Raw genomic sequence first — 19,612 nt, 5'->3', positions numbered from 1 at the left:
TGAATACGAATTACGAATAACTTGGGTTTTGACAGGCACGAATTTTATTGGAGATAGAATTAAATGGAAATGAAAAGTATACACTATTTTTATGTGAAAGGTATTAACGTTACCATCATTATTTCAATATTGATGGGGATATCTAAGTACATTATTTGAATGGAAGTAGTTGCACTGGCTTCAGAAGATATCATAGGTCTATTTTTTTTAGAAGGGATGTTGTCATGAAAAAGCTTGGGTATCCGAGTGCACAAGGTTTATATCTGCCTGAATATGAACATGAAGCTTGTGGAATCGGAATGGTCGCTAATATAAATGGAAAAAAGTCACACGACATCGTGGAACATGCGATAACGATTTTATGTAATTTAGAACACAGGGGCGGACAATCTGCAGACATTAGCACTGGAGATGGCGCTGGTATTCTGACCCAAATTCCACATTCTTTTTTTGAGAAACAATGTGAAAAAGAAAATATTGAACTCCCTGAAGCAGGGAGGTATGGGATTGGTATGGTCTTTTTACCGCAAGACCCAGAGATTAGAAAAAGGGTCCAAAAATTAGTTAAAAAAGTCATTGAAGAGGAAGGACAGACTTTTCTAGGCTGGAGGACCGTACCAGTTAATGATTCTTATGTCGGTGACCTTGCCAAAAAATCAAAACCGTTTATTCGTCAAATGTTTATAGCTCCTTCTGGCGACCTTAAAGATAGAAGTGATTTCGAAAGAAAATTATATGTGATCCGAAAACGATTAGAAAACGAAGTTTCCCCTTCTGATCTTGAACATCAAGAAGGTTTATACGTTTGTAGTTTATCATCAAGAACCATTGTGTATAAAGGCATGCTAATTCCAGAACAACTCGATTCCTTTTATATTGATTTGAATCACCGAGACTTTAAGTCGGCATTAGCCCTTGTTCATTCGCGATTTAGTACCAATACATTTCCAAGTTGGGAAAGGTCCCATCCAAATCGATTTACCATCCATAATGGAGAATTTAATACCATTAAAGGAAACGTTAAATGGATGCAGGCTAGAGAAGCCCTCTGTGAATCTGAATTGTTTCGTGATAACGATTATCAAAAGCTATTTCCGGTCATTGATACAGATGGCAGCGATTCATCGATGTTTGATAATTGTTTTGAATTTCTCCATCTTTCTGGACGTTCACTAGCTCATACGGCCATGATGATGATTCCTGAGCCATGGGCAAATGACGTCACCATGGATGATGAAAAGAAAGCATTCTATGAATTTCATAGCTGTTTAATGGAACCATGGGATGGGCCTGCGGCCATTGTATTTACAGATGGGAAACAAATAGGAGCATGTCTTGACCGAAATGGGCTGCGGCCTGCCCGGTATTATGTAACAAAAGACGGGATGATTGTTTTGGGGTCTGAAGTAGGTGCCTTAGATATTTTTGTTGATGATATTGAATATAAAGGCAGACTTCACCCTGGAAAAATGCTTCTTGTTGATTTAGAAAAGGGCAAAATTATTCCAGATGAAGAAATAAAAGCGGAAATCACGTCTGAACAACCATATAAAGATTGGTTAGCTAAGCATCTAGTTCGTATAGATGACCTGCCTGAAACGAGCAATCATAAAAAAGTTTTTACTATGGATGACCGAATGAAACAACAACTTGCCTTTGGGTATACAAACGAAGAGTTAAATAAAGTATTGAAGCCTATGGTAACGGACGGGAAAGATCCTGTTGGTTCTATGGGGTATGATTCGCCGCTTGCGGTCTTATCTAAAAAACCACAGCTGCTTTATAACTATTTCAAACAGCTGTTTGCGCAAGTAACAAATCCACCAATTGATGCGATTCGAGAGGAAATTATTACTTCAGTTGTCACAACAATTGGACCAGAAAGAAACCTTATCAAACCTGAGCCTGAGAGCTGTAAACAAATTCAAATTCAAACCCCGATTTTGACGAATAGTCAGCTAGGCAAGCTGTATAAATCTAGTTTTAAGTGCGAAACGCTATCTATAAATTTTTCTGTTAAAGCTCCTAATTTTGAACAGATTTTAGACGATTTATTTTCAAAGGCTGACAATGCTATTGACAATGGGGCTTCCTTACTCGTTTTATCTGATCGCGGAGTCAATGCCGAATATGCAGCTTTACCGGCCTTACTCGCCGTTTCTGGCTTGCATCATCACCTGATCCGAAAAGGGACACGTTCTAAGGTAAGTATCATCATTGAATCAGCAGAACCTAGAGAGGTCCATCATTTCGCAGCATTACTTGGCTTTGGGGCAGAAGCCATTAATCCGTATTTAGCATTTGAGTCACTGCGAGGTTTGATTGAAATGGATGATATACGTGAAATGCAGGTTGAGGATGCTATTGATGTTTACATAAAGGCATCGACAGATGGAATCGTTAAAGTGCTATCGAAAATGGGGATTTCGACCATTCAAAGTTATCGTGGTGCACAAATCTTTGAGGCAATCGGAATTGACAAGGACGTTATTGATAAATACTTTACTCGAACTGCCACGCGAATAGGCGGTATAGGGTTAGATATTATTGCCGAAGAAGTGATGATGAGGCATAAAAGAGCCTTTGATGAGTCAAGAGGTGAGGAGAGGACATTGGAAACAGGTGATGATTTTCAGTGGCGCCACGACGGGGAAGATCATCAATACAATCCTCGGACGATTCACCTGTTACAACAAGCTTGCCGAACAAATAATTACAAGCTATTTAAAGAATATTCATCCTTACTGACAGATCCGAAGCATAATCTTCAATCGATTCGAGGCATGCTATCGTTTAAAAAACGAGAAGCGATACCGATTGAAGAAGTGGAGTCCATTGAAGAAATTTGTAAACGGTTTAAAACGGGAGCGATGTCATACGGCTCGATAAGTAGTGAAGCCCACGAAGCGCTTGCCATTGCAATGAACAAAATTGGTGCCAAAAGTAACTCTGGAGAAGGGGGAGAAGACCCTAACAGATTTACACCTGATCCAAATGGCGATTTGCGTCGTAGTGCGATTAAACAAGTTGCTTCTGGTCGCTTCGGAGTGAATAGTCATTATCTAGTAAACGCCGATGAGATCCAAATTAAAGTGGCCCAAGGTGCTAAACCAGGAGAAGGGGGGCATCTTCCGGGGAAAAAAGTTTATCCATGGATTGCAGAGGTTAGAGGTTCTACACCAGGTGTAGATTTGATTTCACCACCGCCGCACCATGATATTTATTCCATAGAAGATTTAGCTGAATTAATCCATAACTTAAAAAATGCAAATCCTTCTGCAAGAGTGAGTGTCAAGCTTGTATCAGAAGTTGGTGTAGGAACCATTGCTGCTGGTGTTGCTAAAGGGAGAGCAGATCTTGTTCTTATTAGCGGATATGACGGCGGAACTGGAGCGGCACCAAGGACAAGCTTGAAACATGCTGGGTTACCATGGGAAATTGGGCTGGCAGAGACACATCAAACATTGCTCTTAAATCGTTTGCGTGACCGGATCGTTGTGGAAACAGATGGGAAAATGATGACAGGCCGGGATGTTGTGATTGCTTCCTTACTTGGTGCGGAGGAATATGGATTTTCAACCGCACCGTTAGTCGTACTTGGATGTATTTTAATGCGTGTTTGTCATCTTGATACATGTCCAGTAGGGGTTGCCACTCAAAACCCGGAGTTACGAAAAAAGTTTACTGGTGAACCTGAGCATGTTGCTAATTTTATGAGATTCATTGCTATGGAAGTGAGGGAACTCATGGCAGAACTTGGGTTCCGGACCATAAATGAAATGATCGGAAGGACAGATGTTTTAGAGACGAATAAAGCCATTACCCATTGGAAAACCAAAGGGATTGACTTATCGGCCCTTCTCTATCAGCCTGAAGTACCTAAACATGTTAGTCGTTATGCAACGGTTGAACAGGTTCACGGACTCGATAAAACATTAGATAAGCAAGAATTAATCCCGTTATGTAAAGAAGCGCTTGAAAAACAAGAACCAATAGAGGCGACTTTATCGATTCGGAACATTAACCGAGTTGCAGGAACCATGTTAGGCAGTGAAATTACGAAACGGTATGGTGCCAAGGGGTTGCCTGAGGATACCATTCGCCTAACTTTTACAGGCTCTGCCGGTCAAAGCTTTGGTGCATTTATTCCACCTGGATTAACCATGAGACTAGTTGGAGATGCCAATGATTTTATCGGAAAGGGATTATCAGGGGGAAAAATTATTGTTCGCCCTTCACGAAAGGCTACTTTTATCTGGGAAAACAATATCATCGTCGGAAACGTTTCATTTTACGGGGCAACTGCAGGCGAAGCCTATATTAGTGGAATTGCTGGAGAGCGCTTTTGTGTGAGGAACAGTGGTGCAAATGTGGTTGTAGAAGGTGTTGGTGACCATGGTTGTGAATACATGACAGGTGGAAAAGTCATTGTATTAGGAACCACCGGAAAAAACTTCGCAGCTGGTATGTCAGGTGGAGTTGCCTATGTATTAGATGTAACAAAGGATTTCCGAGTGAAATGTAATCAAGAACAAGTGTATCTTGATTCGATCCAAGATGAGACAGAACTCCAAACAGTCTATCAATTAATCGAAAACCATGTTCATTATACACATAGTCCATATGGTAAGAGAGTGTTAAATAGCTGGGAAGATATGAGTAAGAAATTTGTACGAGTTATTCCGAAAGATTATTTAGAGATGCAAGAGCGAATTAGAACCTTGCGAGAAGGCGGGTTGAGTGAACCTCAAGCAGCACTCCTGGCATTTGAAGAAAGCAAAAAAGCTGTGAATTCGATGAAAGATGGAGGGTGAACGATGGGAAAACCAACTGGTTTTATGGATTACGAACGTCAATCAAGGCCCGAACGTGACCCTGTAACACGAACGGATGATTGGGACATTTATACGTTACCTCTTGAAGAAAATGAATTAAAACAACAAGGTGCTCGTTGCATGGATTGTGGGATTCCCACTTGTCATACAGGCACGATCATAAACGGGATGACTTCTGGTTGTCCCGTCCATCACTTAATCCCGGAGTGGAATGATTTAGTTCTTCAAGGCCAATGGGAAGAAGCCCTAAAACGAGAACATAAAATGAATAACTTTCCTGAATTTACAGGATTGGCTTGCCCGGCTCCGTGCGAAGGAGCTTGCGTACTTGGAATTAATGAACCACCGGTTGCCATCCGGTCAATCGAGTTAGAAATTGTTAGTAAAGGCTTTAAGGAAGGGTGGGTGAAACCGGAGCCACCAGAAACCCGAACGGATAAAAAGGTGGCAGTTGTTGGCTCTGGTCCAGCAGGTTTGGCTTGTGCTGCCCAACTTAATAAAGCAGGGCACCATGTTACTATTTTTGAACGTCATGATCGTATTGGGGGCCTTTTAACGTATGGGATACCTGAAATGAAGCTTCCTTATTCTGTTGTGGAGAGAAGAGTCAATCTGCTTAAAGCAGAGGGTATTACGTTTATGACAAATACAGAAGTGGGCAGGGATTACTCAATCGCTGCTTTACAATCAGAATTTGATGCGATCGTTCTTTGTGGTGGTGCAACAAAGCAACGAGATATAAACGTAGAAGGGAGAGAGTTAAAAGGAATCCATTACGCTATGGATTTTCTTCATGCAAATACAAAAAGTTTATTAGATTCTAACCTTGAGAACGGTCATTATATATCCGCAAAAGATAAAGATGTGGTTGTCATTGGCGGCGGGGATACAGGTGTAGATTGTTTGGCTACTGCTCTCAGACATAAATGCAAAAGCTTAACACAGTTTGATATTTATCAGAAAAAGGGTGAAGTTCGGGTTGATGATAATCCATGGCCGCAATGGCCGGTCATTCATCGGGTTGAATATGGTCAAAAAGAAGCAGCAGCTGTCTTTGGAGAGGATCCCCGCGCCTATGCCGTGATGACGAAAAAGTTTGTAGGTGATGAAAACGGTCATGTCAAAGAGGTTCACACCATTAACGTTGAAACGACAACCGATGAAAATGGTCAGCGAATTCGAAAAGAAATTCCAGGTTCAGAAAAAATCTGGCCTGCTCAGTTAGTCTTACTGGCGATCGGATTTAGTGGTCCAGAGCCAAGCTTCCTTCAAAAAATGCATGTCGAAACAGATGAACGAACCAATGTAAAGGCTGAGTATGGAAAATATAAAACAAATATCGAAGGAGTTTATGCAGCGGGTGATATGCGTCGAGGCCAAAGTCTAATTGTCTGGGCCATAAATGAAGGTAGAGAGGCTGCAAGGGAATGTGACAGATATTTAATGGGTGAAACTAATTTACCTTAGAACAATCCATCAAATTAGGAATAAAATGTCTGATAACAGTAGCCACGGAAGGGTAATAAACAATAACATTTATTTTAAGCAACTACTGAGGATTGAACTCTGTATTGTACAGGGCTCAATCCTTTTCGTTCTAAAGTAAACATCTATGTATGTTTACAGTTTAATCATTGTTCTTTTTACTTAAAGGTTAAACTACGACCAACCGATATTGAATTTTTTCGAAAACATTACTCTCCCAATCAGAATTAAGAAAGAAAATAGATTCATATTTTTATGCTTTTTCATAATGCTTCCTCCTTATTTTGCAACGCCCGTTTGTTTTTCTATTTTGATAATAACACTACACAAACATTATTTCGTGTTTTATGTAAGGAATTCTAACATGGTATTTTACATGTTATATAATATGACATTATTAATGTTCCGAGTAATCTGAGATAAACAAAGACCTTCTAAAGTTTTAAATTCTATTATTTGAAAATTAATAAAGCGGAAGCCTAAATTCTTATGATTTAGGCTTTTTGAGTGATAATTTCTTAATTTATCCCGTATTCACGGGCAGTAGACCCTCCTGCAAGACTTTAAGGGAACTTGGCTAAAGGTTTCTTTTCTTGGATCAGGAAGAGATAAATCAATTTATTTTTTAAAATTTTTTTATTTTTTTAAAACCTTTTTAAATCAATTGATAAAGCGGTTGCAACATGTTTGTAATGTGAGAGCAGTAAAAAAATTTAGAAATTAAGTATTTTATTTAACATTTTCATGTGATAAAATCTGACACAGGTTGAAAAAATAGAATTTTTTATTATTTTTGCGCAATTCAAAAATTGATTATTTCAGTAACTTTCAATGAAGTTCACTGATTTTTCATTTTACCGAAACTTTGAGGGGGATTTTACATGAAGAAAAAGAAGTTGGTGCTCGTTGGTAATGGAATGGCAGGTGTAAAAACAATTGAGGAGATCTTGAAAATCTCAAAAGAGCATTTTGAAATTACTATTATCGGAAAAGAACCTTATCCGAACTACAATCGAATTCTTTTATCAAAGGTATTGCAAGGAGACACGGAGGTAAGGGACATTACCTTAAATGATTGGGATTGGTATAAAGAAAATTCGATTACTTTATATACGGGAGAAACAGTTATAAAGGTAGATCCCCTTCAAAAAATAGTAACCACTGATTCAGGCCGAACCGAGCCATATGATGAAATAATATTAGCTACCGGGTCCTTGCCATTTATCCTTCCTATACCAGGAGCAGATAAAAAAGGAGTGACAACTTTCCGGGATATTAAAGATACGGACGAAATGGTTGAAGCTTCAAAAAAATACAAAAAGGCTGCCGTCATTGGCGGAGGATTGCTAGGATTAGAAGCAGCAAGAGGATTATTGAATTTAGGGATGGATGTGTCTGTTATTCATCTCCCATCCTACTTAATGGAGCGTCAGCTGGATCCAACCGCCGCTAATCTATTGAAAGAGGAATTAGAGAATCAAGGGATGAAATTTTTATTAGATAAGAATACGGAAGCGATCATTGGTGGAGAGCGCGTAGAGGGTGTTACCTTTAAAGATGGTACACAAATTGAGGCAGATTTAGTCGTCATGTCAGTAGGAATTAAGCCAAACATTGCTCTTGCAAAAGAAATGGGTGTTACCGTTAATAGAGGAATTGTAGTCAATGATTATTTACAAACGGATATTCCTCATATTTATGCAGTGGGGGAGTGTGCTGAACATAACGGTATTCCATACGGGCTTGTCGCCCCATTGTATGAACAAGGAAAAGTGTTGGCTAAACATATTTGCGGTGTAGATACAGAGCCTTATAAAGGTTCGATTTTGTCCACTCAATTGAAGGTGTCAGGTGTCGAAGTATTTTCAGCAGGCGATTTTATAGAAGGCGAAGATAAAAAAGCATTAAAGGTCTTTGATGAACAGGATGGGATCTATAAGAAAATCGTCCTTCGCGGCAATCAAATTGTTGGAGCTGTATTATTCGGTGACAGCAGCGAAGGGAACCGGCTGTTTTCGATGATTAATAAACAGGCAGACATTTCGGATACAGCTAAAATATCGATTCTGCAGCCTGTGGGTCAACAGGCTGGAGAAAGTTTAGTCGCCAGTATGTCTGCAGATGAAATCATTTGTGGATGTAATGGCGTCTCAAAAGGGACCATTGTTCAGGCCATTTTAGAACAAGGCTGTACGACCGTAGATGGGATAAAGGCTTGTACAAGTGCATCTCGCTCTTGTGGAGGATGTAAACCATTGGTTGCGGATGTCCTTCAGCTTACTCTGGGATCCGAATTTAATGCATCTGCACAAAAAGAAGCGATTTGTGGCTGTACAACCTTATCAAGAGACGAAGTAGTCGAAGCCATTAAAGTAAAAGGCTTAACACATGTTAAAGAAGTGATGAATGTTCTTGAATGGGAAACGGAAGAAGGCTGTTCAAAATGCCGCCCTGCCCTTAACTACTATTTAGGGATGGTCCATCCAACAGAATATCAAGATGAAAGAGAATCACGTTTTGTCAATGAGCGTATGCATGCCAATATTCAAAAGGATGGAACGTATTCCGTTGTACCTAGAATGTATGGTGGAGTGACAAATGCAAACGATCTGCGCCGGATTGCTGATGTCGTTGATAAATATGAGATTCCATTAGTAAAAGTAACAGGCGGACAGCGTATCGACCTTTTTGGTGTGAAAAAAGATGATTTGCCGAAGGTATGGGAAGATTTAGATATGAATTCAGGATATGCCTATGGTAAATCACTTCGTACCGTTAAAACATGTGTTGGTGAGCAATTCTGCCGCTTTGGAACACAGGATTCCATGGGATTAGGCATTCGCCTTGAAAAGAAATTTGAAGGATTGCAAACTCCTCATAAAGTAAAAATGGCTGTCTCAGCATGCCCTAGAAGCTGTGCTGAATCTGGTTTTAAAGATATTGGTTTTATCGGTATTGATGGCGGCTGGGAAATCTATGTTGGCGGAAACGGCGGTACTCACGTACGTGGAGGAGATTTACTTTACAAAGTAAAAACAGATGATGAAGCAATGGAAATTACAGGTGCTTATCTTCAATATTATCGTGAAACGGCAAATTATTTAGAACGTACATCCGCTTGGATTGAACGAGTAGACTTAAAACATGTCAAAGAAGTACTTGATGATGAAAACAAGCGCAAGGAGTTAAACTCACGTATGGATGAAACATTGTCTGTATATAGAGATCCTTGGAAAGAGATTATTGAGAATGAAAAGACAACGAAGGAACTGTTTGAAACCGTGGGAATGTCTTAATTTTTTTAAATGCCAAAATATTTCGTTGAGGAGGAAATGGATATGCAGAAGACAAAAATAAAGGTATGTGTTGGTCTAATCTCAGAATTACCGGAGCGCGTGGGAAAAACGGTTCGGTTGGATGAGGGTACAGAAGTTGCGGTATTTAAGCTATCGAGCGGAAAGATAAAGGCTGTTGAAAATAAATGCCCTCATAAAGCTGGGGTCTTAAGTGAAGGGATTGTAAGTGGGGAGCATGTTTTTTGCCCCATGCATGATTGGAAAATTTGTTTGGAGGACGGTCAGGTGCAAGCACCAGACCATGGATGTGTCAAAACCTATCAAACATTAGTGGAAAATGAAATGGTCTATTTAATAGTAGCGGAATAACTTGTTGTCTATTCAAAAAGCTATGAAAGCTGAATCCTACTGAAGGAAGTGGTAGTAATGGATTATGTTATTCCAAGTAAAGTTTTAGAAAGTATGATTGATGCGGGTGCAAAGAAAGCAAAGTTATCTATTTCACAATTACTAATGCGTGGATTTTTAGGAGCAGCATTGTTAGGTTTTGCTACAACTTTAGCCTTTTTATTCGAACTTCAAACAAACATTGGGATGTTGGGAGCTATTATATTTCCTGTCGGCTTTGTTATGATCATTCTGTTAGGTTTTGAGCTGGTCACTGGGAATTTTGCCCTTATACCTGTAGCAGTCTTAGTGAAAAAAGCTACCGTCCGAGAAATGCTTTATAACTGGTTTTGGGTAATTGTTGGGCATCTAATTGGAGGAATTGTCTATGCAGCCTTGTGTTATGTTGCGTTCACAAATGATGGTCAAACGTTTGAACATCCGTTAGTGCAAAAGATTATCAAAGTAGCTGAAGCTAAAACAATAGCATATGAAGCTATGGGATCTAATGGAATACTGGTTGTCTTTGTAAAGGCGATGCTTTGTAACTGGATGGTAACAATGGGGGCAATTATGGCTATGACTACGACAAGTACGCTTGGAAAAATTATCGCCATGTGGTTACCGATTACAACCTTCTTTGGTCAAGGGTTTGAGCATGCTGTTGTTAATATGTTTGTCATCCCAGCTGGTATGATGTTTGGTGCGGATGTTAGTTTAGCAGATTGGTGGTTTTGGAACCAAATTCCTGTATTAGTTGGCAACTTAGCAAGTGGATTTATCTTTACTGGACTAGCAATGTATTTGAGTTATAAAAAAGATATTACAAAAGAAAAAGTATCTACATTTTCTAGTAATTTAAAGAGAGTTTCTTCCTAACTGTAGGTTTAAAATAAAAACAACCGTTTATAAGAGGGTGCCCTAAAAGTTATTTTAGGCACTTTCTTTTTGTGAAACAAGAAAATCGCTAACGAGGCAGGTAGATGGACATGCATCAGGACCCCATAAAGAAAGGTTTGGAGGGTGTTAAGCGCAATTCGGCCGAACAATCGATTCAATAATGTCCAATTAAATCGTTTAATATTCTCTAATTCTCTGATTCTGGGATTTTGATAGGATGAAAGCGCAAACAAAACAAAAAAACACGAAAGCCCGTATGAATGTCGCTGATCGATTTCCCTGTCTGTAGGCCAATTTGGGTCGTATATTCAGAATACAAAAAACAGCTCAAGGCTTACGGATTTCATTCCATTTTATGTCTTGAGCGAAGCGAAAGGAATGGATATAACAATGGAAAGTAAAATAAAGTGGGGAATAATGGGGTCAGGGAGCATTGTAGACAAATGGATTTGTGGTGCAAAACAGTTGAATGATATGGAAATTGTGGCTATATCCTCTAGAACAATAGAAAGTGCGCAGAAGATGGCCCAAAAGCACAATATTTCCGTGGCATTAGAGTATGAAGCTTTGGTAAAGAGAACGGATATTGATGTCGTCTACATTCCAGTACCACATACAGCACACAAAGAATTGGCAATCATGGCAATGGAGCATGGAAAATCAGTATTGGTAGAAAAACCGGCATGTGTCAATGAAAACGAACTGATTGAAGTGTTGGAATGTGCTAAGAAGAACAATGTATTCTTCATGGAGGGCATGTGGACAAGATTTTTTCCGATTATGAATAAGATAAAGTCATTCTTAAATGATGAGGGCATCGGTGAAGTAAGAGCCATGAATATGGCATTTTCTTTCAGATTACCGGTTGAACTCCGTGATCAACGATGGATGAATCCGGAGCTTGCTGGTGGCGGTCTTCTCGATGCAGGTGTATATAATCTTCATTTTGCCGAAGAAATATTAGGGAAATATCCAGTTGCATTTACAGGATACGCAACTATTGATTCTGATGAATACCATATTCAAGTCGATGAGCAAGCAAGTTACATTGCCAAGTATGACAAAGGTGAGCTTGTCGTCATGAGTAGCGGTGTGAGAACGGATATGCTTGATGTTGCCATGATCTATGGTACTCAAGGCTATATTGAAGTACCATCCTTTTGGAAACCTACTTAATTAATGTGATGAAGGAAGGTAAGATCACTACCTATGAAGAAAATATACCTCAAAGGGTCGAAGGCATTAATGATGATGGATTTCAGTATGAGATTGCACATGTGAATGAATGTATAAGGAAGAATCTGAAAGAATCGCCAATCATGACATGGAAACAAAGCTTATCCATTATTAGGCAGTGTGATGAATTACGACGTCAATGGGGGCTTAAATATCCTTTTGAAGACTAATGAACGAAGTGATTCTTACATAAATGGAAGGAGAGAAAAAGACAAGGAAGTTATTTTTGAAAATGTTTAAGGGCTGGGTCTCATGAATGTCAGAGATCAAACCGTAAAATTTTTGAGGAGGCGGACGAAATATGAAGGCGTTATTTATTGGAGGAACTGGAACGATTAGCTCTGCTATCACGAGGTTGTTGTTGGAACAAGGTTGCGAGCTGTATCTCCTGAATAGGGGCACCCGTAATGAGGGCTTGCCGGCATACGTAAACATTCTTCAAGCGGATATTAACGATGAGGAGCATGTATCGCAACTGATCCAAAATCTGAACTTCGATGTCGTTGCGGATTTCATTGCTTTTCATCCTGCACAGCTGGAAAGAGACTACCGCTTGTTTCAAGGAAAAACAAAGCAGTTTATGTTTATCAGCTCCGCTTCCGCCTACCAGAAGCCTCTAGCTGACTATCAGATTACCGAAAGCACGCCGTTATCCAATCCCTATTGGGAATATTCGAGAAACAAGATCGCTTGTGAAGAATATTTGATGAAGCAATACCGGAACAACGGCTTTCCCATTACGATCGTGAGACCAAGCCACACTTATGACGATCGTTCCATACCGCTGGGTGTTCACGGAAAGAATGGAACTTGGCAGGTTGTCAGACGCATGTTGGACAACAAACCCGTCATCATTCACGGAGACGGAACATCCCTTTGGACGATGACGCACAACAGCGATTTTGCCAAGGGTTTCATCGGGTTAATGGGCAATATTCATGCCATCGGGGAATCCGTCAATATTACATCCGACGAAACTTTGACCTGGAATCAAATCTACGCGGCGATAGCCGATGCGCTCGGGGTCGAACTCCGTGCGGTTCATGTTTCATCGGAGTTTTTGGCTGCGTGCAGTACAGAGGATTATAGAGGCGCCTTGATAGGGGATAAGGCGAATTCCATTGTATTCGATAACTCCAAGCTGAAGAGGCTGGTTCCCAATTTTGTCGCAACGACCCGCTTTGACCAAGGGATTAAGCAAACGTTGAAGTACGTATTGGAGCATCCCGAGTTTCAGAAAGAAGACAAGGAATTCGATATGTGGTGCGATAAGGTGATTCTAGCGCTTGAAAGAGCAGCAGCATCCGTTAGGGAATAGCCGGTGCCGTAAAGTCAGTCGTTTCGATTTGCATTTTTCCAAGTCCAAGAGCTTTGTTGTCCCATAACGTTTGCTCAACGAAAGCAGATTGGTACGCGTCCACGACAGGCAGTACCCCTGCGGCTATGCAGGCTTTAACACGCTCACCCCTCGATATTCAAAGAAAATTCTTTTAGTCGAAAGGATGATAAAGATGGCAGAACTGCTGAGCAATAATGTCATTACGCATATCGGAATTCTGGTCCACGATATCGAGAAGTTGAGCCAGGCGTACACGGAATTTTTTGGCTTTGAGGAGCCGCATATCGGCAAGGAGATGCCAATCTAAGAGGATACGGGCGAGAAGGGCAACAAAAAGCCAGATATGCCGAAGCATATCTGGTTTTTTCTTTTCCACAATAAAAAATATACCCCTTCCGTCCAAATGAAATATTTGTATCTGTCATGGTTTTGGATGATAATCTTAAAGGGTGAGTGCCTCATTTTATTTTATCAATATTTAACTAAAGAAAGGATGGGGTGTAATGAACAAATGTACGAGTTTTATTATTAGCCTCATTTTAATTTTGATAACAGGCTGCAGTTCAAATAATTTTGAGATCAAGCTAATTACTCCCAAATCATTTACACCAGATCAATCTACTCCCATACAAATTAAGATATTAGATCGAGAAGGTAAACCAGTAAAAGGTGCGAAGGTTAGCGCAGATTTGGATATGCAAGGGATGAGTCATGGAGATATTTCTATGAAAATGCAGGAAACAGAAAATGGTGTATATGTTGGACAAGCTACATTTGAAATGGAAGGGGATTATACGGCTACCATTAAAATAGATGACAACGGAGAAAAATGGATGGGTGAAAAAAGATTCTCGATTGTTTATAATCATGCACAATAGTGTTGGAAACAGGATTTTTTATTTTATACAAAAAAGGGGGGACGGAGCAGAAAAACCATCCCTCTGTTTCTTTTTCACCTATGCTCGAAAATTGAAATCGTTTCCATATAATTTAATTGTTTACCCCTGAGCAGGGCTCAGGTTATAATAAAATTTATTATTTTGGATTTCGAAATAAATGCAACGAGCAAAAAATACTTCTTTTATAGAAAGGCGATGGACATTGAATAAACCTAGTGGAAAAAAACGAATACAGCTTGCAATACTTCTTGGATCACTTGGATTGTTAGGACCCTTTACAATCGATACGTATTTACCGTCTTTTCCAACGATTGTAAAAGATTTTCATACAACGGCTTCACTTGTACAAATTAGTTTAACCTCCTGTTTATTAGGCCTGGGATTAGGACAATTGGTTATTGGTCCTTTAAGTGATGTGAAAGGCCGCCGACAACCCTTGTTAATCTTTATCACCTTGTACTTACTTGCTTCTATAACATGTGCGTTGGCGCCCAATATCTATTTCCTTATCATCGCTCGATTAGTCCAGGGCTTTGCTGCTGCCGGCGGACTTGTGATCTCTAGAGCGATTGTTCGAGACCTCTTTAGTGGGAGGGAACTGACCAAGTTCTTTACGATGATGGTGTTAGTGGGGAACCTCGGGCCGATCGTTGCACCGATTGCTGGAGGGGGGATTCTTGCTTTTACCAATTGGCATGGGGTTTTTATTGCATTGGCTTGTGTAGGTGCCGTCTTGCTCTTCACGGTTGCTTTAAAATTAGAAGAAACGCTGCCAACAGAAAACCGTGTTCCAAGCAATTTACCACAAATCATGAACAACTTTGGTTCTTTATTCAGAGATCGAACGTTCATGGGGTACGCACTGACTCAAGGATTTACTGTTGCAGGAATCTTTGCCTATGTATCTGGGATTCCATTTGTCTATCAGAATATTTACGAAGTCACACCGCAGCAATTTAGTTTATTATTTGGGACCAATGGATTAGCTTTAATTATTGGAAGTCAGTTGGTCGGCCGCTTTGCAGACACTATTTCGGAGCGGACTTTCTTAAAAATAGGTTTAGCCATCGCTAATATAGCGGGTGCCGGTTTACTCATCGCACTACTATTAAACGCACCACTTCTCGCAGTTGCGATTCCGATTTTCTTTTTTGTATCTTCCATCAGTATTATTGGAACCACGTCTTTTACTTTAGCGATTGAAAACCAAGGACATATTGCGGGTAGTGCCTCTGCATTATTAGGTTTATTGCCATTTGTACTTGGGTCATTAACGGCTCCGCTTGTGGGAGTAGCAGGGGCGTATTCAGGCGTTCCTATGGGCGTCATCATCTTTTGCTCAAGTTTACTGGCTTTCCTATCCTATTTTGTATTGGTACGAAAAGCAACGCTTGGGATACAACTATCCAATGACCAGTGCTCAGTAAAGAAACCCAGTATCTAAAAATATAAAATGAAAGGAGAACACATTTCGTTAACCAGCGAATGTGTTCTCCTTTATTGATCTACTATTAATCTTAATAAGAACATATAGTTTAGGATTTTTCCTTTCAATATATTTTTATCAAAGGTTAATCCGTATATCTAACACCTTTTAAGATCATATTGACCTTTAATTTAGTACCTTGGACAATATTTTTTCGAAATTCCTTTGCCTTTTTGAAGGCATCCATCATTCCTGATGCTAAAATCTTAATTTCTCTAGTACCTACCGGTTCTTCTAGAAGAAAAATATATTCTTTCATGCTGTTTCACCTCTCAAGTTATAATTTTAATATAATTATACACGATTTTGAAAGCGATTACCACATTTATTTGTGAACGCTTTCACTTATTTCGACATAGTTTTTTATAAAGGTAGCAACCAAAACTCACAGAAAGAATGAAATTAATATGAATTTTTCTTCAACTAAACAGTTGTTACTTTAAGTACAAAATTTCACAATCTATAATTGCTTACAGAAATTAGGGTGAAATTGTCAAAGTGCTAAGACAAAATGAGCGATTTGCTTAAACAATTTTTAAAAATAATAAAGCGTCTGCAATACATGCAAACGCTTGGAGGAGGTAAATCATTTTGTTTGGTGGTAGTAATAGTACTTAGAATAAAAACTGAATGGGACAAGTGCTGATTAAGTCAAATTGCTATCCTAGAGCGGCTGTTTGATAAAACCGAGGAAACAGATTGGGAAAGTTATTTCCGAGCCCACATTCCTTATCTTGAATATCATCATCAGCCCCAAAATAAAGAATATGACCTACGAATTCTGTTGATCTATTCCATACTATATTATTTGGGTAATGAAAAATCTCGCACACATAATGTCGATAATTCTTAAATTCTGTAGCACCCAAAAAAATTTCAATTAGTCAAAAGGATTCGATAATTGACAATATTCGACCTATAGATGTAAAATACATATATATTCAAAAGAAGAAGTTCTAGCATATTTGAGCTCTTAATCCCTTCATTTCAAAAGAAGGATTCCATAGAGAAACGAATGTAAATTATGAGGAGGAACGAAAATGAATTCATCCACGACAAAGAAAAGTAAAAAAGGTCAGGTAGTAAAAACTCAAATGATAGCTGAACATCAAGGAGAAGTAATTGTATCTAATCCATTAGTAGATACAAACACAGAAATGAAAGCTGAAGCTCAAGAAGAAGTAGTTCTGTCAAATACATATGTAGAAACGCTTTGGAACCAATACGAGCAAATAGTGGATCAAGCAAGAAAGTTCCACGATAGTAGTGAAGAAGCTTATCTTAAGAATGTAAAAGAAGTGATTATGTTCAATAAAGAATATAGAAAATCAATCGCTAATTTTTATAAAGAATCATGGAAGTTCAACAGGGAAATCTTCAAAGGTGTATCCAGCAAATTTGAAAAAAATGACGTATTGAAACAAGAATCGGATCAGCCTGTAAAGCGAGTGGAAGAATTTTCTGAACGATTAGAGGAATTGGCTGTAACGCCGATCAAATTAGCGGTTGACGTAATCGAACGTTTAGAAAAGAACGTCGAAGAAAGTTGTGAAACCAATATTCACTACTCACGCGAAAGCCGCAGAGGCTTGCAAAAAGTTACTAATGAATTTGTGAAGATCGCAAAAGACAACCATAAAATTCTGGTTAATCACCTTGAAGAACCCGTAAAAGTGCTCGTTAGTGCAAATAGAATTTAAAGCATTTTCATTTTTCACTATAATAAGAAACTCACATAATTCGCTGACTCACACCCCAAGATGAAAATATTTCATCAGGGGTTTTTTTAGCTAACTTCCATACTTATTACTGCTTGGAAAGGTAAAGTTAAATGAGGGCTTTTTGGGTGGTTTAACCTTTAATAAGAAAATGTATGGAATTTGCCTGGTGTAACCACCTAACATATATTGACTCATTGAGTTTCGAAGATAATCACTAACAATAATGCTGATTACCAAGATTCTTCCACTTTCCATAAGCAATGGATTTGGAAGTTTTGTTAAATAACTATTTGGAGGATTTTGATGAGTTTATGTAATGAGATTGCTTCAGGAATTCATGTGGAAGTATTTGAGGATTCAGAAGAATTAAATAATTGGTTAATAGAATCTAAGGTTGTGAAGATACTTGATATTAAATTTAAATCCATGGTTATTATTGATGAGATTGTTATTAGAGATTGTTACTTAGTCATTTATAAATGATTATTTAATATATTTAGGTTGGCAAAAAGATTAGAAATTAGATAAGCAGAAATATATCAACACGCTCAGAGCTTTATATGCCCTGGGCGTGTTACTGTACCAAAAGTGGTGTTTATTAGCCTGTTAAAACTAAGATTCTTGCAAACTCAAATATAATTCGCGTGTTCGATCAGATGCTTTATATTATTAAGCTGAAAAGCTCCATATATTCTATCTTTGGAGGTAAGCTCATGGATAAAAAATTGTTGTAACTGCTCTTTATTCGTAATCCGTTTTACGATGCTGTTATCCGACCAATCGTGAACCTCTTTTTCATTTTCATCGTAATTAAAGAATACCAATGTGTTGATCCATGTTGTAATATCTTGATCTTGTAAATAATTGGACAGGATGACGGCTGTCTCCTGAACCTGACTAATTGGATTTTCATAAGTCTTCACAGTTAATGCTCCCGACTCATCCTTATCAAATACGAGCGTTTCCTCTTTTTCACTGTCTATTATCTCTGTTAAGAACGAAAACTTGTGGCTGCCCATTCTTTTTAATCCCAAAACGATGTGGCCTTTCCAGTGTTTTGTTTCTATTACATAAATACCGGTTGATAAAAGGACGATGTGATCGATCTGCCGCGTAGTACCGTTTTTCTCTGGAATAAAAATGTTCGGCATAATAATCATTTCATCTGGTGAAATAAGTGTTTTTCTCACTAAATCTGATTTAAAATTTTCTAGTAATTGATGGGTAATGATTTCCTCACCATTTCGATAATTTTTCCGAATCACTTCATTTTCGATCAACAGTTTTTCTATTTCACGTTGGAATGATTCGTTCAAAAGCATGACCTTCTCATCGAATTTAGTTGCTGCCGTTTCCATCGAAGCCTTTTGCCATTCTTTAATGGCTGTTACCTCTTGGAAATGGTTGCTTCTCATTTCTTTTTGTTTCGCCTTTTCCTTTTTTACGATAAAAATAAGCCAAGCGACAGATGCAGCTAGTACTGTGGAAATAATTAACCAGGTCATTTCATTTCTCCTTGTCTACCAGATCATATTTAATAGTTTTTTAATAGCATTTTATCTAATTCACGGACTTTATCATAGGAATTTACTAATTTTTCAGGTACCAATGTTCTGCCAGAATCCCAAGCATTCGTTTCTATTTTAGCTAGAAGCTGTGCTTTTTCTTCATCCTCGAAATATTTTAAAACCCTTAAATCATGTTTGTTATTCTTAAATTCTAAATAATAACCGAGTTGACGATATAGAATAATTTTAACACAATCTACATCTGTCTCTTTAATTTTAAAGTTAATATTTGCAATATATCCATTAATTTGTAAATAGTTAAACTTAATCGTATTCGTCGTTACATTAAAGCTCATAGGTGCAAGTAGTTTATTGTTCATTTCATAATCAATAGTTAATTGGTGTTCTTGCAAAGTATTTTCAATTATTTCCTCAATATCTCTTATATAAAGCATTTTATCGATCGCTACCTTTCAAAATCTACTACTCTTATTTTTAAGAAATGATAGTAGAAAGTAAA

At 38.5% G+C, this 19,612-nt stretch carries 16 protein-coding genes; 12 read left to right on the top strand and 4 right to left on the bottom strand.

The annotated features are described in order from the left end of the window. The first annotated feature begins 224 nt into the window (after positions 1 to 224). The 8 genes from gltB to J7E77_RS00320 all read left to right on the top strand — a co-directional run bounded on the left by gltB (position 225) and on the right by J7E77_RS00320 (position 13,457). Positions 225 to 4,814 carry a glutamate synthase large subunit gene (gene gltB / locus J7E77_RS00355; protein ID WP_214711591.1) on the top strand — a complete coding sequence of 1,530 codons (4,590 nt, stop codon included), beginning with the start codon at positions 225 to 227 and terminating at the stop codon, positions 4,812 to 4,814. 3 nt (positions 4,815 to 4,817) lie between these two features. Beyond that, entirely contained in the window at positions 4,818 to 6,302 is a 1,485-nt protein-coding gene (locus J7E77_RS00350; RefSeq protein WP_214711589.1) for a glutamate synthase subunit beta, read from the top strand. 899 nt (positions 6,303 to 7,201) lie between these two features. After that, positions 7,202 to 9,616, top strand: a complete 2,415-nt coding sequence (gene nirB, locus J7E77_RS00345; protein WP_214711587.1) for a nitrite reductase large subunit NirB — start codon at positions 7,202 to 7,204, stop codon at positions 9,614 to 9,616. 36 nt (positions 9,617 to 9,652) lie between these two features. Beyond that, positions 9,653 to 9,985: a nitrite reductase small subunit NirD gene (nirD, locus tag J7E77_RS00340; protein ID WP_214711585.1), complete on the top strand. Its 333-nt coding sequence runs from the start codon at positions 9,653 to 9,655 to the stop codon at positions 9,983 to 9,985. Between the two features lie 57 nt (positions 9,986 to 10,042). Further along, positions 10,043 to 10,882: a formate/nitrite transporter family protein gene (locus J7E77_RS00335; protein ID WP_214711583.1), complete on the top strand. Its 840-nt coding sequence runs from the start codon at positions 10,043 to 10,045 to the stop codon at positions 10,880 to 10,882. Positions 10,883 to 11,293: 411 nt separating this feature from the next. Continuing rightward, on the top strand, positions 11,294 to 12,079 hold the full coding sequence (locus J7E77_RS00330; RefSeq protein ID WP_214711581.1) for a Gfo/Idh/MocA family protein: 786 nt from the start codon (positions 11,294 to 11,296) through the stop codon (positions 12,077 to 12,079). Then, positions 12,064 to 12,309: a hypothetical protein gene (locus J7E77_RS00325; RefSeq protein WP_214711579.1), complete on the top strand. Its 246-nt coding sequence runs from the start codon at positions 12,064 to 12,066 to the stop codon at positions 12,307 to 12,309. Before J7E77_RS00330 ends, J7E77_RS00325 begins: the two co-directional genes overlap by 16 nt. 131 nt (positions 12,310 to 12,440) lie before the next feature. Next, positions 12,441 to 13,457, top strand: coding sequence for an SDR family oxidoreductase (locus tag J7E77_RS00320; RefSeq protein ID WP_214711577.1), 1,017 nt, complete (start codon positions 12,441 to 12,443; stop codon positions 13,455 to 13,457). A gap of 172 nt (positions 13,458 to 13,629) precedes the next feature. Here J7E77_RS00320 and J7E77_RS00315 read toward each other — a convergent pair whose 3' ends face one another. Then, a complete protein-coding gene (locus tag J7E77_RS00315; RefSeq protein WP_214711574.1) occupies positions 13,630 to 13,854 on the bottom strand; it encodes a hypothetical protein in 225 nt (74 codons plus the stop codon). 127 nt (positions 13,855 to 13,981) lie between these two features. On the opposite strand from J7E77_RS00315, the gene J7E77_RS00310 reads away from it, so the two are divergent. Together J7E77_RS00310 and J7E77_RS00305 are read left to right on the top strand one after the other, a co-directional pair. Further along, positions 13,982 to 14,356 carry a FixH family protein gene (locus J7E77_RS00310; protein ID WP_214711571.1) on the top strand — a complete coding sequence of 125 codons (375 nt, stop codon included), beginning with the start codon at positions 13,982 to 13,984 and terminating at the stop codon, positions 14,354 to 14,356. 223 nt (positions 14,357 to 14,579) lie between these two features. Then, positions 14,580 to 15,821, top strand: coding sequence for a Bcr/CflA family multidrug efflux MFS transporter (locus tag J7E77_RS00305; RefSeq protein WP_251027945.1), 1,242 nt, complete (start codon positions 14,580 to 14,582; stop codon positions 15,819 to 15,821). 127 nt (positions 15,822 to 15,948) lie between these two features. Here J7E77_RS00305 and J7E77_RS00300 read toward each other — a convergent pair whose 3' ends face one another. After that, the gene (locus tag J7E77_RS00300) at positions 15,949 to 16,122 is read right to left on the bottom strand and encodes a hypothetical protein (RefSeq protein ID WP_214711564.1); all 174 of its coding nucleotides are present in this window, start codon (positions 16,120 to 16,122) and stop codon (positions 15,949 to 15,951) included. A gap of 781 nt (positions 16,123 to 16,903) precedes the next feature. Here J7E77_RS00300 and J7E77_RS00295 point away from each other — a divergent pair. Both J7E77_RS00295 and J7E77_RS00290 read left to right on the top strand, forming a co-directional pair. Then, positions 16,904 to 17,563, top strand: a complete 660-nt coding sequence (locus tag J7E77_RS00295; protein ID WP_214711562.1) for a hypothetical protein — start codon at positions 16,904 to 16,906, stop codon at positions 17,561 to 17,563. A gap of 324 nt (positions 17,564 to 17,887) precedes the next feature. Then, the gene (locus J7E77_RS00290) at positions 17,888 to 18,067 is read left to right on the top strand and encodes a hypothetical protein (protein ID WP_214711560.1); all 180 of its coding nucleotides are present in this window, start codon (positions 17,888 to 17,890) and stop codon (positions 18,065 to 18,067) included. A 146-nt stretch (positions 18,068 to 18,213) separates the two neighbouring features. Here the strand turns inward: J7E77_RS00290 and J7E77_RS00285 are convergent, their stop codons facing one another. Further along, positions 18,214 to 19,089, bottom strand: a complete 876-nt coding sequence (locus tag J7E77_RS00285) for a nuclease-related domain-containing protein (RefSeq protein WP_214711558.1) — start codon at positions 19,087 to 19,089, stop codon at positions 18,214 to 18,216. 29 nt (positions 19,090 to 19,118) lie between these two features. Beyond that, complete coding sequence (locus J7E77_RS00280) at positions 19,119 to 19,547, bottom strand: hypothetical protein (protein ID WP_214711556.1); 429 nt, start codon at positions 19,545 to 19,547, stop codon at positions 19,119 to 19,121. Between the last annotated feature and the right edge of the window lie 65 nt (positions 19,548 to 19,612).

The sequence above is a fragment of the Bacillus sp. ISL-77 genome (assembly GCF_018613105.1).
The sequence above is the reverse complement of the archived record's forward strand: the minus strand, read 5'-3'. Positions and strand labels throughout refer to the sequence as shown.

Excerpts from the sequence above, each read along its gene's own strand:
- gltB (WP_214711591.1), top strand. The coding sequence starts at position 225 with ATGAAAAAGCTTGGGTATCCGAGTGCACAAGGTTTATATCTGCCTGAA.
- J7E77_RS00350 (WP_214711589.1), top strand. The coding sequence starts at position 4,818 with ATGGGAAAACCAACTGGTTTTATGGATTACGAACGTCAATCAAGGCCC.
- nirB (WP_214711587.1), top strand. The coding sequence starts at position 7,202 with ATGAAGAAAAAGAAGTTGGTGCTCGTTGGTAATGGAATGGCAGGTGTA.
- nirD (WP_214711585.1), top strand. The coding sequence starts at position 9,653 with ATGGATATGCAGAAGACAAAAATAAAGGTATGTGTTGGTCTAATCTCA.
- J7E77_RS00335 (WP_214711583.1), top strand. The coding sequence starts at position 10,043 with ATGGATTATGTTATTCCAAGTAAAGTTTTAGAAAGTATGATTGATGCG.
- J7E77_RS00330 (WP_214711581.1), top strand. The coding sequence starts at position 11,294 with ATGGAAAGTAAAATAAAGTGGGGAATAATGGGGTCAGGGAGCATTGTA.
- J7E77_RS00320 (WP_214711577.1), top strand. The coding sequence starts at position 12,441 with ATGAAGGCGTTATTTATTGGAGGAACTGGAACGATTAGCTCTGCTATC.
- J7E77_RS00310 (WP_214711571.1), top strand. The coding sequence starts at position 13,982 with ATGAACAAATGTACGAGTTTTATTATTAGCCTCATTTTAATTTTGATA.
- J7E77_RS00300 (WP_214711564.1), bottom strand. The coding sequence starts at position 16,122 with ATGAAAGAATATATTTTTCTTCTAGAAGAACCGGTAGGTACTAGAGAA.
- J7E77_RS00295 (WP_214711562.1), top strand. The coding sequence starts at position 16,904 with ATGAATTCATCCACGACAAAGAAAAGTAAAAAAGGTCAGGTAGTAAAA.
- J7E77_RS00290 (WP_214711560.1), top strand. The coding sequence starts at position 17,888 with ATGAGTTTATGTAATGAGATTGCTTCAGGAATTCATGTGGAAGTATTT.
- J7E77_RS00285 (WP_214711558.1), bottom strand. The coding sequence starts at position 19,089 with ATGACCTGGTTAATTATTTCCACAGTACTAGCTGCATCTGTCGCTTGG.
- J7E77_RS00280 (WP_214711556.1), bottom strand. The coding sequence starts at position 19,547 with ATGCTTTATATAAGAGATATTGAGGAAATAATTGAAAATACTTTGCAA.